We start from the raw sequence: 15,965 nt of genomic DNA on the forward strand, positions 1-15,965 counted from the left end.
ACCCTTACCCTATCACCCGTGGGTCTATCAAGCTCAGAGCTTTGGATTTTGCATAGCTAATAGCGAGTGATAGCGGCTGCATCTTCGCTCCCCCCAAATCAGGTTTATTACAGATCGAGAGGGCAGTTGAGGAGCTTAATGCTCTTGAGCTTACCCTGTACGCTGACGTGCTTGACGGCTTCAGCGAAGTTCATTTTAACCTTAAGCCGACGCTAAAAAACACCCATCAGTTCATTTACCAAAGATACTTCTATAGTCTGAAACGGATACACTAGCAAGGTCGTTTCTAATGGCATAAAGTCTCATCTCAAGGCGATAAAAATAGATTTTTCAAGATCCTGAAACATCAAACTTACCTCTTTGCAAGAGTTAAGAACCAACTCACTTTTACAACTTAAGATCCAGTTTTTTAGGCCAAGTTCTTCACAGCTAATCTAGGTCATCCTACCCGGCTTCTTCTGAATAGAAGGCACCTGTACCTACTTTCCCCCACTGCCTTCAGGTGTTGAGAATCGTCAAGCTTGGTTTCAGCCTAATACTTCCTTGCCCAACGCTCTTGAACCAGATCCCCCTGCGTTTGGAGAAGGGAACTTTATGGGGGCAGAGCCAATTCTGGTGTCTGCACTCAGCCTGAGCCTGCTACCAGCCCTCGCACTCCTACGCTGCCGTAAAGCGCAGTTCCTGTAGGAACTAACTACTAGAGACTAGATAGCCTAGACCAGAATCTTCATTGAAGCTTGGAGATTCTGGCCAGAATCCCTCCTAAATCTCTATAGATCCATCATGGATCTAGGAGTTGATCTGAGTAATTCTTATAGCAGGGGCAGCCTCACCATTCCTGGCCATTGACCATATGTATCCGGGTTCAGCTCAGATGTTCTGCTTCTAGAGTATGGTCTACCGTGGGAAGACTTAAACCTGGGAGCGGAGAAGTAGCTATGAGTGCAAGTAACGACTATCGACGGCTCTCTGACGTATCCGGTCAGATTCTGCAGATCATAGGCGTGGTTCTGATTGTGGGGGTCCTGCTGGACTACGTGATTCTGGCAATCCCCCCTAACTTCCTGAACCAGCAGTGGGAGGTGCAGTACATCAGTACATTAGTTGACCGGGGAATTGTGCCACTAGTGGGCATTGCTTTCCTGTTCGTGGGCTCTTGGTTGCAACAGGGGGCAGGTAGGCCACCGGCGAAAGCGCCTCGAGACGCCAAGTTCTGGGCTCTGTTGCTGTCAGTGGTTCTTGGCTTGGTCTTTCTGCTAGCAGCAGGCGTGAATTTTAGTAGCGCTCAACGTCTGCGACAGGATGCGTTAGCCAATATTCAGAACCAGGCCCAAGCCCAGGAGCAACTACTGCAACAACGGCTCGGTCAAGCGCAAGCTCAACTCCAGCAGGGTCAACAACGGGGCAACCCTCCGATTACCTCTGAACAACTAGAAGCACAAGCCAAACAAGCTTTGTTCAATATCCGGAACAACCAGCAACAGCTGGAGAAACAAGTACAGGCCAAAGTGACACAGGACATCTTGCGCATCACCCTCAGTGGTCTGCTGCTGGGCATTGGCTACAGTGCGGTTGGCTGGTCAGGTCTAGTTGGGTTGGGCTACCTGGGGCGCGGTAAGTAGGTACACCAAACGAATTGCTAACAATTTAAGGACGGGCAGCGTGTTTTCGGTCTATATCCTGACCCATAACGAAGAGAAAGACATTGCTGCATGCATTGAGTCCGCCCTCTTCAGCGACGATATCATCGTCGTAGACTCTTGCAGTACAGATCACACCCTAGCTATCGCCCGTAGCTATGCTGAGCGTGGCGACCCGGTGCGGGTCGTTGAACACCCCTTCGAGAGCCACGGGCGACAACGGACCTGGATGCTGGAGAATATCCAGCCCAAGCACGACTGGGTCTATATCTTGGAGGCGGATGAGCGCCTGACGCCCGAGCTGTTTGCTGAGTGCTGTGAGGCCCTGAAGTCCCCAGACCATGTAGCCTACTACGTGGCAGAGCGAGTCATGTTTATGGGGAGCTGGATTCGCCGGAGTACCCAGTACCCCCGCTACCAACTGCGCTTGTTCCGCCACGGTAAGGTTTGGTTCTCTGATTACGGCCACACCGAACGGGAGGAAGTCTCAGGCTCCACGAGCTTTTTGCAACAGACCTATCCGCATTACACCTCCAGCAAGGGGCTGAGCCGTTGGCTCGACAAACACAACCGCTACTCTAGCGACGAAGCGACAGAAACTCTGTATCAGCTCAAGCACGGCTCAGTCAGCTGGCGCGCCTTGCTGTTGGGGACAACTGAGGTTGAGCGGCGTCGAGCGCTGAAAGACTTGTCGCTGCGTCTGCCCTTTCGCCCACTGCTCCGCTTTCTCTACATGTACTTTGGTCTGGGTGGCTGGCTAGATGGCCGGGCTGGTTTCGCCTGGTGTACGCTTCAAGCGTTCTATGAATATCTAATTCTGCTCAAAGTCGAAGAACTGCGGCAGGCTGAAACCAGCTCAGACAATCAAGCTGAGCCTCTGAAACCCACAGTCTCTTTGCATGGCTAATTCCACAATTCATACCAAGGTTGCTGTATTTGGAGCAGGCCGTTGGGGCATGCATTTGGTGCGCAATTTCCAGCAGCATCCTCAAGCAGAGGTGGTGGCCGTCTGCGATCCAAATCCTGAGACCCTGGCAGCTCTTAACAAACAGCTGACTTTGCCACCGACAACCCTGCTCACAGACAAGTGGCAACGAGCTTTAGAACAACCTGAGCTTGAGGCAGTTGTCATCGCGACTCCAGCCTGCACCCACTTCAAACTAGTGCAAGCTGCTTTGCAGCAGGGACTCCATGTCCTGGTTGAAAAGCCGCTTACCCTAACCGTTTTGGAGGCTCAAGCGCTTTGTCAGTTGGCGCAGCAGCAACAGCGTCAGTTAGTTGTAGACCACACTTACCTGTTCAACCCAGCGGTCTGGGCAGTGGCTGAGCAGGTTCAGGCCGGTGCAATTGGAAAACTGCGCTACGGTTACGCTGCCCGAACCCACTTGGGACCTGTACGACAGGATGTTGATGCTCTCTGGGATCTGGCCATTCACGACCTCGCCATGTTCAACCTCTGGACGGGCAGTGAGCCCGTGCATGTGCAGGCGATGGGTAACCGCTGGTTGCAGGCAGGGCAGGCCGATCTAGTCTGGGCCCGTTTGGCGTATCCCAGTGGCTTTGAGGCAACCCTGCACTTGTGCTGGTGTAACCCTGATAAGCAGCGGCGCAGCACAGTCGTGGGCAGCCAGGGCGCGATTGTGTTTGAGGAGCTACGTCTAGACCAACCAGTGACGCTATACAGTGGGGCGTTTGAGCAACGAGCAAGCCAATTTCTGCCCCAAGGACAGGCTACCCAGGCGATACCAGTGCCTGCTGCCGAGCCACTGGCTCACGTTTGCGATCATTTCCTGGCTTGTGTGCACTCTAACCAGCCCTCGACTGTCTCTTCAGGGCGGGTAGGTGCTGAATTGGTCAAAGTCTTGGTAGCACTGTCACGAGCGCTAGAGGCAGGCACTTGGATCGAGGTCGAGGCTTAGGCAATCTGAGTACTTTCACGGTTTCTTCAAGCCGACTTTACCCCTTGCTTACGGGAAATCTTGGATAAAGGTGGAAACTCCGCTTGTAGCCTCTGGCTCTGTACCCTGATGGCCGTGCCCTTTGTCGATTTAATGCCTCTCTATCAGCAGTGCAAGTCTGAAGTGGATCAAGCCATCCAATCGGTCTTACTGCGGGGAGATTATGTACTAGGCGAGGCTGTTGCTGCTTTTGAAGCCGCGTTCGCCCAAGCTTGTGCAGGCAACGAAACCCTGTATGGTATCGGTGTCGGTTGTGGAACTGATGCCATCAGCTTGGGGCTACAAGCCTGCGGTATCGGCAAAGGCGATGAAGTCCTAGTGCCTGCTAACACCTTCGTAGCAACGCTCATTGGGGTTTTGCGCACTGGGGCGACACCGATCCTGGTTGATTGCGATCCTGAGACTGCCCTGATCGATTTAGACGTGGCGGAGACTGCGATCACACCCCGGACCCGTGCCATCGTCCCGGTCCACCTTTACGGTCAGATGGTTTCGCCTCTGCGGCTACGCGCCATCGCTGCAGCCTATGACATCTTGATCTTCGAGGATGCAGCGCAAGCCCATTTGGCTGAGCGGGAAGGCATCAGAGCTGGCTCAGTGGGTACAGCGGCAGCCTTCAGCTTCTATCCCAGCAAAAACCTAGGGGCCGTCGGTGACGGAGGCATGGTCGTGACCTGTGATCCTGAGGTGGCCCGTCGAGTTCGCTCCTTGCGCAACTACGGCGCACCCCGCAAGTATTACCACACAGAACTGGGCACCAACAGTCGGTTAGATAGCCTCCAGGCAGCCGTGTTACTCGCTAAGCTTCCCCACCTGCACCAGTGGAACCAGCAGCGCCAGCTAGCGGCTCAGATCTACGATGCCCTGCTGAAGCCAATGACTGAAGCGGGTGTACAACCCATTAGCAATCAGAGCGGTAACGGCCATGTTTACCATCTCTATGTGCTGCGAGTGCAGAATGCTGACCTAGACCGGGATGAATTGAGCGCTCGTCTTCAGGCTCAGGAGATTCAGACCGGGATTCACTACCCCATTCCCTGTCACCTCCAACCAGCTTTTACTGAACTTGGCTACAGTCGAGGACAATTTCCTCATGCTGAAGCTCTCTGTGAGCAAATTCTATCTTTGCCGATGTATCCGGGTTTAAGTCCGGAGCAAGTGCAACAGGTGACGACAGCGGTAGCAGAGGCTATACCCAAGGCAAGAACCACTGGGATGTACCGATGATCAGAGAAGAACCGTTAACGGCGACCAACAACAAGGTGACCTATCGAGAGGCACTGCCTTTTTGGGGTGTCTTGTGTGGGTTGCTGACGATTCTGTATGGTCCTCTGCTAGCTCACTGGTATGACGGCTGGCTGAACAAGAGCATCAGTATCGAGCACGAATACTTCAGCCACGGTCTGATCGGCTTGCCCTTTGCCGCCTATATCGTTTGGGAACAGCGAGATCACTGGGCAGCATTGCCAGAGAATCGACGCTTTGATCCAGCTCAGTTATTTGGTCTGGGATTACTAGGGTTAGGAGCCATCCTCTACTTAGGGCGAATTCCCGAGAGCGTGGACCTGTCGCTGCCGGTTATCCTGGCAGGCCTGTGTCTGGCCTTGAAGGGCTGGCCAGGCCTTAAGCTGCAGGCGTTTCCACTACTCCTGGTATTTCTGTCAACGCCAACCCCAGTCCCCTACTTGATTGAGCCCTACATCTTGCCATTGCAGAGCTTTATTGCCAGTTGTGCAGGTTATATCCTACGCCACACCGGCCTTGACATAACGGTTTCAGGCATTTACCTGCTAGTGGGCAACCGCACGGTGGAGGTTGCGCCCCACTGCGCGGGGCTCAAAATGCTATTCACCAGCGTCTATGTCAGCTTGATGCTGCTCTATTGGACGGGTGCTTGGCGGAACCGCAGCCGCTGGTTTCTGTATTCCCTGAGTGCTGCTGCTATCAGTGTGATCGCCAATATTCTGCGCAACACGGCTTTAACTTTCTTTCACGGAACAGGTCAGGAAGCAGCCTTTCACTGGTTGCACGATGGCTGGGGCGGAGATTTATATTCAGCAGCAATGTTGGGTCTGTTAGTTGTAATCGTGCATGGGTATGAGCAATGGTTTCCTTGGCAAAACGCTTCGCCCAACCCTCAAAGCTAGTAGTGCTGGCTTTGCTACTGGTAATCTGCCTGGTTGGGGCACTGCCTGAGTATCGAACTGGTCATTGGGGCTGGCAGACCACGCCAACAACGCCTGTGCTGAAGCGCCTACAACATTTTAGTAAGCAGGGCTTGACGATACCGGGCTGGCAGAGCTCCCCTCCTTCTCCAGCCGAGATCGGCGGACAGAAGTGGCTCGTTCAGAAACTATCATCACTAAGCTCAGGGCAAGAGGCGCTACTGTTGCTGTTGCCTCAGCGGGCTCTAGAGGACAAACCACGTGTGGAATGGATGGATTTAGAGGGGGTCCAGAGCTGGACAACCGATAGCCTCAGCGAGCGACCCTTGTCGGCAGGCAGCCGGGTTCAAGCTCGCTATCTGCGGGGTTGGAACTCTCAGGCAACCAATGCAGTGCTCGAATGGTATGCTTGGCCCGATGGGGGAGCCCCTCAGCTTTCGAGCTGGTTCTGGGCAGACTTGCGTGCCCGTTTGGCAAGACAGCGTCAGCCTTGGGTTGCAATTGCAATCGTGGTTCCTATTGAGCCGTTAGCAGCGATTGAGCCGCTTTGGCCAGAGTTATCTCAACTCGGTGACACAGTTCAAAAAGCGTTTGAGCGTGAGTATTTTCAGGCTGCCGCTTAAGTTTTCTTAGAGAGTTTTGCTAGAGCGGTTATCGGTTAGGCCGATGCATCAACTAATGAGCCTTAAATCTGTTGATATGAGCAAAACTAAGTCCATCCCTCAAGCGAATCGATTAGTGGAGCATGTAGGCAAGGCTTTCATCATTGCCTACAAAGAATCGACTCAGCTTCTGGAAAATGCTCTGCGTCAGGAGGGGTTCGATTGTGAAGTTTTACGCCAGGAAGACAAGCCAGAGTTCCAACAGTTTTCTCGCAGTTATTTATGTCTAATGAATCACTGCCGGGCTTGGGAGCGAGCCACTCAGGCAGAGCAGAAGTTGACGCTAATTGTTGAGGCAGATTTTGTCCCAGTTGTGGGATTAGGCCATTTGCCAGTGCCTTTTCATCCTCAGCAGTCGAATGCTGGCATTGCCTGGCTTTATACTTGTGCTCCTCAGGTTTATAGTGTCTCTAAGGAAGGTTACGCCGAGGGCTACTCCACCTCAATGGTGGCTTACCTAGTTACCCCTCAGAGTGCTCGATATCTTGAAGAACTGGCAGCAGACTTCAGCACTAAACTTAGCGGCACGACTTACTCCACCTGGGATTCAGAAGTAGATACTTTCCTCCGAGCCAAAAACCTCAAGAACTATATTCCTTTTCGCAACTACGGCGAACATGGGGGCAGACCGAACCCAGAACATCGCCAAAATGGTTTTAGCGGTATCCATCAAGCCGATGTTTTATGTGGTAATTTAGCGTTTCAGCCTCTATATGCCACGGATGAAACAGGCAGTAGGCTCAAAAATTTCTTATCGGCAAGGTTACAAGCTCGATTCAAGGGGTTAGCCCGGTTAGCAACTGGACGTTTTTTGCGGCTACCTGTGGTTCGTAACTCTAGCACCCCAGCGCGGCTGATTAGCTTCGCTATTCGCCGACAGTTGTCATTGAGACTTTAAAGCCTGACCACAACCTAATCCAGGTTTCTTCTAACGGCGCATCATCTCCACCCTACAGTTGCAGCTTGACCAAACAGATCGAGGGAGTTAGAAAAGTGGCCTGAATCAGTACAATGCCTCTGAAGAACAGATATAGATTCTGAATGATCTGTAGCTAGCTGTAATAAACCTTCTTGGATTGCTCAAAATAAGCCTTTGGATGCAGTGATACCAATGACACGAGGGAGTTTGTGAAGAAATCAGCGCTGATCCCACTATCTTCTCTAGCCTGGACCGCTATGGCTTGGGGCATTGCCCAGCCGGTTCTGGCTCAGGCCAACTCTATTCCACCGCCCGCACCAACTCTCGCTGCTCCCCGCACTGGTGGTCCTTTTCAATTGGATATTGGGGTTCGACAAGATCGTTACCGCCTCGGACCTGGGGATGGCGTAAATGTCTCCGTTCCCCGGTTTCCCGATCTCAACTTCAGTTCCTCAGTTGATCCGGATGGCAACGTCACCGCCCCCCTAGTCGGGCCAGTAACCATCAGCGGCCTCACGCTCCAAGAAGCGGCCCAGCGGCTAGAGACAGCGCTGAACCGTTACGTCATTGATCCTGAAGTCACCGTTTCACTCACGACCCAACGACCTGTAGGTGTCAATATTGTTGGCGAAGTGAAAAAACCAGGACTCTATCAAGCCCAAGTCGGCAATGATACCGTCAACCGGGGACCTGCGCTCCTAATTACCCAGGCTGGCGGCGCAACCACTTACGCAGATCTGCGTGATGTGCGCATCCGGCGAACCCTCGCCAATGGTGAAGTGATCGAGCGTCAGGTCGACCTATTCACTCCCCTTACCACTGGATCACCACTACCGAATGTGCGCTTAGAAGACGGTGACACCATTCTTGTGTCTCGACTGTCTGCCGATGATCGGACTTACAATCAGCAGTTGGTAGCGCGCTCTAACCTTGCAACCCCCACAATCAGCATTCGCGTCCTGAACTATGCTGGCGGACGTGGCGGGTCTGGCAGACGTAGCATTGGGGGCGATGGGGGAGGCAACTTGACGAGTGTGCAATTGCCGAACGGCAGTACCTTTGCTGATGCAATTGCCCAAATTAATCCCAGTCTAGATAATGCTCGATTGAGCCGTGTGGGACTGATTCGTTTTGACCCACAACAGGGCAAGCCAATTGCAACCGTCCTTGACGCTCGGGAAGTATTGAAGGGCGATCCAGGGATTAATGTGCCGCTTCAGGATAGCGATGTCGTTGTGATTAATCGTAACCTCCTGGCTCGCATTACTTATGTTCTCAACACGATTACGCGGCCGTTTCGGGATGTGTTGGACTTCACAAGCTTCATTGACGATGCAGCTGACGTGGTAGGCGGCGGTAATGGCGATGATGATTAAGTAGGCGGTGATGCTTAAACAGTGGCTAGTGAACGTATTCATTGATGGGTGAGTGACAGGACCCAGAGGTAACCAGAAAATTCAATACCGGATTCGAAATGGTTACGAGTTGTTACTGGGCCAACGCTCAAAACTTGGTTAGTCAGACCTGAAGTTCTACCCTGAAGTCTTACAAACTGGGTCCTACTGCTGTCCATTGAAGCCATGCAACGTACCACAAACAGTTTTGTCTAGCCGCATTCATAGCAACGGAGATTTAAGGGAACCCCTAGTGACTCTCACCTTAAGTCTGTCCTCGCCACTACCGCTGCCTAGGGACTACCATGCAGGTAATTGAGTCCTAGTCACAGGCAGCTGACCGCCCTCTCCTCTTCCTGTCCTCTAGCGAAAAATATCAAGGAACTTTCGGGTATGGCCTCTCCGCTCACACGCTACCTCCGCGCTTTTAACCGGCATAAGTGGGTTGGCTTAACAAGCTTTGCTGTGGTGGTGGGGATTACGGTATTCAATGCGGCAACCAATAAAGCACAGCCGCAGTACCTCGTGTCCGGCACCCTGTCCTATTCAGGACCACCAGTTGAGTTTGCTGAAACCACAGCTCAAACTCAAGATCTCAACCTCAATGCACTGCGCTCAGATGAGGTGGTTGAGAGTGTGCTCAATCGGGTTGCACAAAAATTTCCACAGGTACCACCCGCCTCAGAAGTGCGTTCTAAATTCAGCGCTGAGCAGGACGAGGATTCTGGGCTGATCACCGTGTCCTACACGGATACGAACCCCGACCTGGCAGTTGCCATGACTGATTCGTTCATGCAGGCCTTCATTGAGAAGAGCAAGGCAATCAGCACTGAGCGCGTCAGCAACATTATTGAGTTCATTGAACGCCGTCTACCCACGGTTGAGCAGGAATTGCGTGCGGCTGAGCAGCAGTTGGAAAACTACGACAAACGTGAAGGTCCAGCCTTGCTCCAGGCTCAAACCAACTCAGTGATCAACGGCATCAATGCCGCAGAAGACCAGCAACGCCAACTGCGTTTGGCCCTGCGTACCTCTCAAGCGCAGATTTCCAGCCTACAGCAGCGCTTGGGTCTTAGCCCTGATGAGGCTTATGCGGCTTCTGCCTTAAGCGCAGACCCCGTTATTGCCAACATGCGGACGCAGCTCTACAACCTAGAGACGCAAATTACTACTGCGGAGAAAGACCTACGACCTGAGCACCCAACCCTGGTCTCCCTGCGCAAGCAGAGGCTAGTCGCCGAGCAATTGCTCCAGAGGCGCTCCATGGAAGTGGTTGGTGGCGCGAATTTGGCTGCTCCGCTACCTGTGGGACGCATCCGCTCGTCCTCTAGCCTGGATCCTGCGCGTCAGCAGTTAGCGAATCAACTGGTTACGGCTCAGGATCAGCAAAAAGTTATTCAGCAGCAGTTGCTCACCTCTGCCCAGTCAGAGCAGGAAATGCGCAACGCCTTCGTCTCCATTCCGAACAAGCAACTGGAGCGTAGCCGTCTAGAGCAGATTGTGTCGCTGAAGCGTGCCGTCTACGACCGCATGCAAGCGAAGCTTCTTGATGCTCGCTTGGCTGAAAGCGAGGCCACTAGCAGTCTCAAGCCTGTTTCTTGGGGCCAAAAGCCCGCTCCCGAACCACCGCCGAACCAACTTGCGGTTATTGCTCTGGGTGTTGTTGCAGGTCTGCTGCTGGGCACAGGTGCGGTTCTACTGCTGGATTCCATGGACGGAACTCTGCACAGCCTGGAGGATCTACGCGAACTCCTGCGCCGTCGGGATGTACCGGTCTTGGGAATTCTGCCGGTAGTAGAAGGGGGTGCTGAGACTTCCTTCGTCAGCCAATTTCCAGTTCTGCTCGATTCTGCCTCGCCCTTTGGCGAACCCTACGAGCGTCTGCGTAGTAACCTGCGCTTTGTGGGTGGGCGTACATTGAAAACCGTGACGATTACCAGTGCGCTTAAGGGCGAGGGCAAGACGCTCACTGCCTTCAACTTAGCGATTGCCTCCGCACGCGCAGGTAAGCGTACGCTGCTGATCGAAGCCGATCTGCACAGTCGCTCGCTGGCTCCTCTGCTTCAGGTCACGCCTGATGTCACAGCTGTTGGAGACCCCATTCGCTATTACAGCCGTCCTACCGATTGCATTCGCTTGGTCCCTGAAGTCGAGAACCTCTACATTCTGCCTAGCCCAGGCCCACAGCAGCGTGCTGCCGCGATTTTGGAATCGAGCGAACTGCGGCGACTGCTAGAGGAAGTTCGAGGCCGCTTTGACTTCGTGGTGCTGGATACACCCCCCCTGCGCAGCTATAACGATGCGAAGCTAGTAGTTCCGCAAACCGACGGCATGATCCTGATAACAAGGCCAGGCTATACCGAAGACGAACCTCTATCTGAGGCAGTCAATGACCTGCTTGAGTCTGATGTTCAACTGCTGGGCGCGGTAATCAACGGGGCAGATGCTCCTAACCTGCTCCTAGACCAGAGCAGCGAACTAGAAGAAGCGGAATACGCGTCCTCAAGCCGGTCGACCTTGTAGTAGGCGAGGGGAAAATACGCAGGGAGTTCTCCTTAGGCTAGAGGAGACTCCCGGATAAGCACATAGGGAGCCAGGATGAGAGCCTGAAAGCGTTGATGACGATCCTGGCTCCAGGCACGTATTTGATCGGCGGAGGGTTTGTGAATCAGAGCTTCACTGATCCAACGCTGCACCAATTCCACCTGATTACAAGACATGGCAAAGCCGACCTCCGCTAAGTCAAGGCCAGGCGTCACCACGATCAACGCGTCCCGCGCGACATGGGGTAACAGCCACTCCCACTTAGCTTCATCGATCTGCTCGGTGAGTTGCGCTTTCAGGTCATTCATTAGGTGGATAGTGGTTGCAGAAGCGTCAAGGCATTCTAGCAATCTCCAGTTCTTGCCGATCAGCGTCCTAGGGCGTGCAGCGCATTGATCGTCTCCGCACAGGTTTGCGTGAGGGCCTCCAGCTCCTGACGGTTGGTTGAACGAGGGGGTGGCAGAGGCGGCGCGATCCGGACAGTTACTGGCTTAAGCAGGTTAGGCACTTTGCTGCCCTTGCCGAAAATGGCATTGGTTCCCCACAGACTCACGGGTAGGAGAGAGGCTCCACTCTTGGCAGCTAGTAGCGCGGCCCCTAACTGAGGTTCAGTGATGCGACCGTCTGGGGTGCGCGTGCCCTGCAAGAACACACCTGTAGCCCAGCCCTGCTCCAGTGAGGCCAATGCTGCCCGAATTGCGTTGCGGTCAGAGGCACCTCGTTTCACCGGGTAAGCACCATAGAGACGAATCGCAGGCCCCAGGACCGGCACCTCAAAAAGCTCTTCCTTCGCCATAAAGGCCACCGGACGGCGCACGCAGCAAGAAACCAGTGGCGGGTCAAGATGGCTGGCATGGTTGCTAACCACGATCAGAGGACCCACTCGCGGCACTTGTTCTGCACCAAAAACCCGTCCTCGAAAGGCCAAGTGTAGAGCCGGACTCACTACCGACCATTTGAACAGGTGGTAGAGAAGCAAGTTAACTTTCGGTTCCCGACTTTGCCCCATGTGGAGTGACCTTGTGTGTGCTGGCTGTTCCACTTCTACTATGAAGTGGTGGTCCCCTCGTCTTGGAATGGCTTGGCAACTGAAGTGGCTCGAACCCTAAACCTTGTGAGAGTGCTGCGAACGGTAGTGCTGATGATGAGTCTGATTGCGCTGTTAGGGGCCTGTAGCCTGCCCCAAGTCAGCGCTGAGTCACGGATTTTTGGCTCTCTGACTTTGGAGCCACTGGGCGAATATGTGATTCCAGCCGACGCAGCCTTCCAGCAGACCAGCGTTACCGGCTTGAAGGGCTTGGCCTACAATCGCGCCCAAGACCGCTTCTATGCAGTTGCCACTGGCCAAGGGGTATCAAATCCACCTCGGGTTTATCGCTTGGCGCTAGATCTCGCTCCTGAAGGCATCGGTGGCTTGACTGTAGAAGACGTCACCCTACTAGAAGGGCCAACCGGAGAACTCTACACCCCTGAGGCTCTAGAACCAGGTGGCCTAGCCCTGACGCCGCAACAGAAGCTAGTGGTATCAGGACGAGGAGAGCTTCCCAGCGTACAAGTTTTTGAGCAGAGCGGTCGTTTCCAGGAGGGCTTACCTTTGCCCGAGCGCTATCGCCGAGATGGAGAGAAAGGCGTTCAAGCCAGTCAAGGCTTGGCAACACTGACCATCAGCTCGGACGGTGAGCGCCTGTTTACGGCGACCGCAGCACCCTTGTTGCAGGATGGTGATGTAGGCAACCGTCTGCTGCACTATCTGATCGGAGATGTTAAACCACTCCTGATCTCTGAGCACGTTTATCCTCTAGAGGGGATTCAGGCAGGAGCTGAATTAGCAGAGTTGTTGTGTCTGGACACCCCCGGCACTTTCTTAGCCCTCGAACGGGACGGGCAGGGTGGCTCTCGCCTTTACCAAATCTCTAGCGCAGGTGCTACTGATACCTCTAACCTGGTAGGTTTGCAAAACGTGACCGAGATTGCGCCTCTTAAAAAGCGTCTGCTCGCCCAGTTAGACACAGACCTCAGCACGATGTCTCTGGGTCCGAGCTTGCCAGGTGGCGGCAGGGCCTTGGTACTCCTGTCCAGTGAAATTGATCAGCCTGGACAGTTATCGCTGTTTCGCCTGACGGCCTCAAGAGCTTGAACTCAAGAATCTAAAGCTCAGGTGAAGCTCAAGGGCCTGAAAAAACAGCATCCTCAATGTCTTGGCGGCTGAGCGAGTATTTAAAGCTGCGACGGATATCACGGCCTTCACCGGTGTTGAAGTAGACTACGCTGAGTTCCTCGACGTCCAAACACAGCTCGGCGCTCCAGTTTGGGTGCTCTAGATGCCAGCAATGGCGGTCATCGTCGTCTTGTCGGCAGCCGTGCTCACTAAGCCACTGTTCGATAGTCGGTAGAGGATGGTTATAGAGTGGCGTTTCAGGGGATGGCAGGGACATGGGTCGAATCAGGAAGGTCAGGTGAGCTCAAGCCAGGAGCTTGGAAACCGAAGGGCAAATCGGGTTGTTCACTGTCTAGTCTGACATTATTCTCAACATTCTCCTGCTCCACCCACTCCTGAACTGGTTGAGGAGCGGCCAGAGTACTCAGGGGTTGCAGCGCTTTCTCACCACGCACAAGGCCAATCACAATCACTAGGGCTAGACAGGCAACAAAAGTCAGGGCCAGGACAAACAGGGCAAAGATTTCGCCAGCTGATAGTGGTCGATCGGTTGGATCAAGATAAGCAGAAGAGGAGATCGGCTTGGGAGGCTGGGCCACATACAGACGCGAGAAACCGATCTTGCGGTCATAGAGGGTGCGGCGCTCAATGTTGCTGAGGGTGGCATAGGCTTCGTTGAGCTGCCTGAACTTTTCAATTGCCTGCTCAGCTGGCAGTTGTGTGGTGTCGGGGTGATAGAGCTTACTCAGTTCGCGGTAGCGGTTCCGGATCTCCCGTTCGCTAGCCCAAGGACTCAGGCCTAGGAGGGCATAGTGGCTATCTGGAATTTGAGGGCCTGGAGAAGCAGGTGAGCCTTGGCGCGAAGTCACTCTGGTTACAGGTGTAGAGAGCAGCAAGTCGTTTCTGCCAAGATACTCCCTAACCTATAGCCAGGGCAGCTTCAATGGCCAAATTTGCGACTATGCTCGCAGGTGGTAATCGGACAAGTGGTGTAAGCAGTCCCTATGAAGCCAGTGATCTCAACCCAACCAATATTGCAGTTGGCTTCGGGAGATATCCTGTCGCTTCAGGTTTACCGATTTGTCGGAGTCAGCCCTGGCAAAAAAGTTTACCTCCAGGCCAATTTACATGGGTCTGAAATCAGTGGCAATGCAGTCCTCTATCAACTGATTCAACAGTTGCAAAACACCCAGCCTAACCAGCTAGCAGGTGAAATTTGGCTAGTGCCCGTGTGCAACCCCTTAGCGGTGAATCAACGAGCCCATCACTTTGCCTCGGGCCGCTATAACCCCTACGACGGCAAGGATTGGAATCGCATTTTTTGGGAGCGCTATACCGAGCATTTCGATCTGAAGGCGTTTGCCCACACTCAAATTGGCTTGCCACTGGAGACAATTCAGCATAATTATCAGCAGCAATTGCAGCAGGTGTTTCAAGCGCACGCACAGACGGCTCTAACGGGTTCGGTTTCTCAACGCTTTGCTTATCGTCTGCAATCGCTCTGCTTAGATGCTGACTATTTGATCGACTTACACAGCAGCAGTAATCAAGGTTTGGACTATCTGTATTGCTTTCGGGGTCGACAAGCGAGTGCAAATTATTTTCTACTCGATCAAGGCATTAGCTTTGATCAATATGACGGCGGCGCTTTTGACGAGGCCTTTATGAAACCTTGGCTGGCGCTGGAAGATCAACTCTCAGAACTGAGCCGAGCCACTGTGCAGTTAGAGGTGGAGGCGTGGACATTGGAACTGGGCGCCGCTATGCAGATGAAACCAACCTCAGTGGCTAAAGGAGTCCGGGGCATTCTGAATTATTTGGCGCGCAAGGGCGTCTTAAACCAGCCCGGCTTTCCCTGTGCCGAGGGGAATTATCAGGGGATCAAACTTACGCCACTGAGCCAGATCCAGCTTTACCACGCGCCTGCCGGTGGCGTAGTTTCAGCTCGCTGTGAACTCGGCGCTTCTGTTGAGGCTGGCGATGTCCTGTATCAACTGCTCAGCTTTAACAAAGCAGGAGAGTTACCAACCACGGTTGAAGTAGGAGCTCAAGGGGCCGGGCTCGTGTTTGATCTGTCAATTAATCACACCGTCAACGAGGGAGAACTGGTTTTGAAGTTGCTGCCCAACTAGACCCAACTAGTTGCAAGCAAAGCAGGTAGCTACCTAACTCGCATTCAACCTAGTTCCACCTAAACTCCCCGGGTAGGATTCGAACCTACGACCAATCGATTAACAGTCGACCGCTCTACCACTGAGCTACCGAGGATTGACTGATTTCTCAGCTTTATCAGGATACCACTCGGTTCCCCCTTTCAGTCAAGTCCGTCCAATTTTTTGCTGAGGCGATCTTTTAGAGGCCAAGCTGAGGCAGGGGACCCTGAGCCAGCACCATCCCAACCGCAGACGGAGCTCTAACTTGGGCGTAGACAGCTAGCAGTCATGAGCTTTGCACCCTGTACCCCATGCGCTTGCCGCCCAGTCATTTTCTGCCCTAAGGAAGATGAAGCAGCGGAGCACAGTGTC

Annotated in this window: 15 protein-coding genes and 1 tRNA gene; 11 read left to right on the forward strand and 5 right to left on the reverse strand. The window is 53.6% G+C overall.

Annotated elements, in window-relative coordinates; genetic code table 11:
• Nucleotides 1–938: 938 nt before the first annotated feature.
• The 9 genes from H6F94_RS29780 (at nt 939) to H6F94_RS29820 (ending at nt 11,261) form a co-directional block, all read left to right on the forward strand.
• Entirely contained in the window at nt 939–1,622 is a 684-nt protein-coding gene (locus H6F94_RS29780) for an HpsJ family protein (RefSeq protein ID WP_190805861.1), read from the forward strand.
• 40 nt (nt 1,623–1,662) lie between these two features.
• Nucleotides 1,663–2,547 (forward strand): glycosyltransferase family 2 protein, encoded by an 885-nt coding sequence (locus H6F94_RS29785; protein ID WP_190805862.1) that lies wholly within the window; start codon nt 1,663–1,665, stop codon nt 2,545–2,547.
• The gene (locus tag H6F94_RS29790) at nt 2,540–3,559 is read left to right on the forward strand and encodes a Gfo/Idh/MocA family protein (RefSeq protein ID WP_190805863.1); all 1,020 of its coding nucleotides are present in this window, start codon (nt 2,540–2,542) and stop codon (nt 3,557–3,559) included. Before H6F94_RS29785 ends, H6F94_RS29790 begins: the two co-directional genes overlap by 8 nt.
• Nucleotides 3,560–3,667: 108 nt before the next feature.
• Nucleotides 3,668–4,825: a DegT/DnrJ/EryC1/StrS family aminotransferase gene (locus H6F94_RS29795; RefSeq protein WP_190805864.1), complete on the forward strand. Its 1,158-nt coding sequence runs from the start codon at nt 3,668–3,670 to the stop codon at nt 4,823–4,825.
• Nucleotides 4,822–5,745 (forward strand): cyanoexosortase B, encoded by a 924-nt coding sequence (gene crtB / locus H6F94_RS29800; protein ID WP_190805865.1) that lies wholly within the window; start codon nt 4,822–4,824, stop codon nt 5,743–5,745. Before H6F94_RS29795 ends, crtB begins: the two co-directional genes overlap by 4 nt.
• Nucleotides 5,703–6,386, forward strand: a complete 684-nt coding sequence (locus H6F94_RS29805) for a cyanoexosortase B system-associated protein (RefSeq protein ID WP_190805866.1) — start codon at nt 5,703–5,705, stop codon at nt 6,384–6,386. The genes crtB and H6F94_RS29805 overlap by 43 nt, the downstream gene beginning before the upstream one ends.
• A 55-nt stretch (nt 6,387–6,441) precedes the next feature.
• Entirely contained in the window at nt 6,442–7,323 is an 882-nt protein-coding gene (locus H6F94_RS29810; RefSeq protein ID WP_242041464.1) for an LPS biosynthesis glycosyltransferase, read from the forward strand.
• Nucleotides 7,324–7,553: 230 nt separating this feature from the next.
• Nucleotides 7,554–8,720 carry a polysaccharide biosynthesis/export family protein gene (locus tag H6F94_RS29815; protein ID WP_190805867.1) on the forward strand — a complete coding sequence of 389 codons (1,167 nt, stop codon included), beginning with the start codon at nt 7,554–7,556 and terminating at the stop codon, nt 8,718–8,720.
• Between the two features lie 411 nt (nt 8,721–9,131).
• A complete protein-coding gene (locus tag H6F94_RS29820; protein ID WP_190805868.1) occupies nt 9,132–11,261 on the forward strand; it encodes a GumC family protein in 2,130 nt (709 codons plus the stop codon).
• A gap of 32 nt (nt 11,262–11,293) precedes the next feature.
• Here H6F94_RS29820 and H6F94_RS29825 read toward each other — a convergent pair whose 3' ends face one another.
• Nucleotides 11,294–11,590, reverse strand: a complete 297-nt coding sequence (locus H6F94_RS29825) for a DUF2288 domain-containing protein (protein WP_190805869.1) — start codon at nt 11,588–11,590, stop codon at nt 11,294–11,296.
• Nucleotides 11,591–11,649: 59 nt separating this feature from the next.
• On the reverse strand, nt 11,650–12,291 hold the full coding sequence (locus tag H6F94_RS29830) for a lysophospholipid acyltransferase family protein (protein ID WP_190805870.1): 642 nt from the start codon (nt 12,289–12,291) through the stop codon (nt 11,650–11,652).
• A 15-nt stretch (nt 12,292–12,306) separates the two neighbouring features.
• Between H6F94_RS29830 and H6F94_RS29835 the strand changes: the two genes are divergently transcribed.
• Nucleotides 12,307–13,419, forward strand: coding sequence for an esterase-like activity of phytase family protein (locus tag H6F94_RS29835; RefSeq protein ID WP_190805871.1), 1,113 nt, complete (start codon nt 12,307–12,309; stop codon nt 13,417–13,419).
• Between the two features lie 28 nt (nt 13,420–13,447).
• On the opposite strand, the gene H6F94_RS29840 is transcribed toward H6F94_RS29835, so the two are convergent.
• Entirely contained in the window at nt 13,448–13,717 is a 270-nt protein-coding gene (locus H6F94_RS29840) for a DUF3143 domain-containing protein (protein WP_190805872.1), read from the reverse strand.
• Nucleotides 13,698–14,309 (reverse strand): J domain-containing protein, encoded by a 612-nt coding sequence (locus tag H6F94_RS29845; protein ID WP_190805873.1) that lies wholly within the window; start codon nt 14,307–14,309, stop codon nt 13,698–13,700. Before H6F94_RS29845 ends, H6F94_RS29840 begins: the two co-directional genes overlap by 20 nt.
• Before the next feature lie 135 nt (nt 14,310–14,444).
• On the opposite strand from H6F94_RS29845, the gene H6F94_RS29850 reads away from it, so the two are divergent.
• A complete protein-coding gene (locus H6F94_RS29850; protein WP_190805874.1) occupies nt 14,445–15,572 on the forward strand; it encodes a succinylglutamate desuccinylase/aspartoacylase family protein in 1,128 nt (375 codons plus the stop codon).
• A 64-nt stretch (nt 15,573–15,636) separates the two neighbouring features.
• On the opposite strand, the gene H6F94_RS29855 is transcribed toward H6F94_RS29850, so the two are convergent.
• Nucleotides 15,637–15,708, reverse strand: a tRNA-Asn gene (locus H6F94_RS29855).
• Nucleotides 15,709–15,965 lie beyond the last annotated feature (257 nt).

The sequence above is a fragment of the Leptolyngbya sp. FACHB-261 genome (assembly GCF_014696065.1).
GTDB lineage: Bacteria > Cyanobacteriota > Cyanobacteriia > FACHB-261 > FACHB-261 > FACHB-261.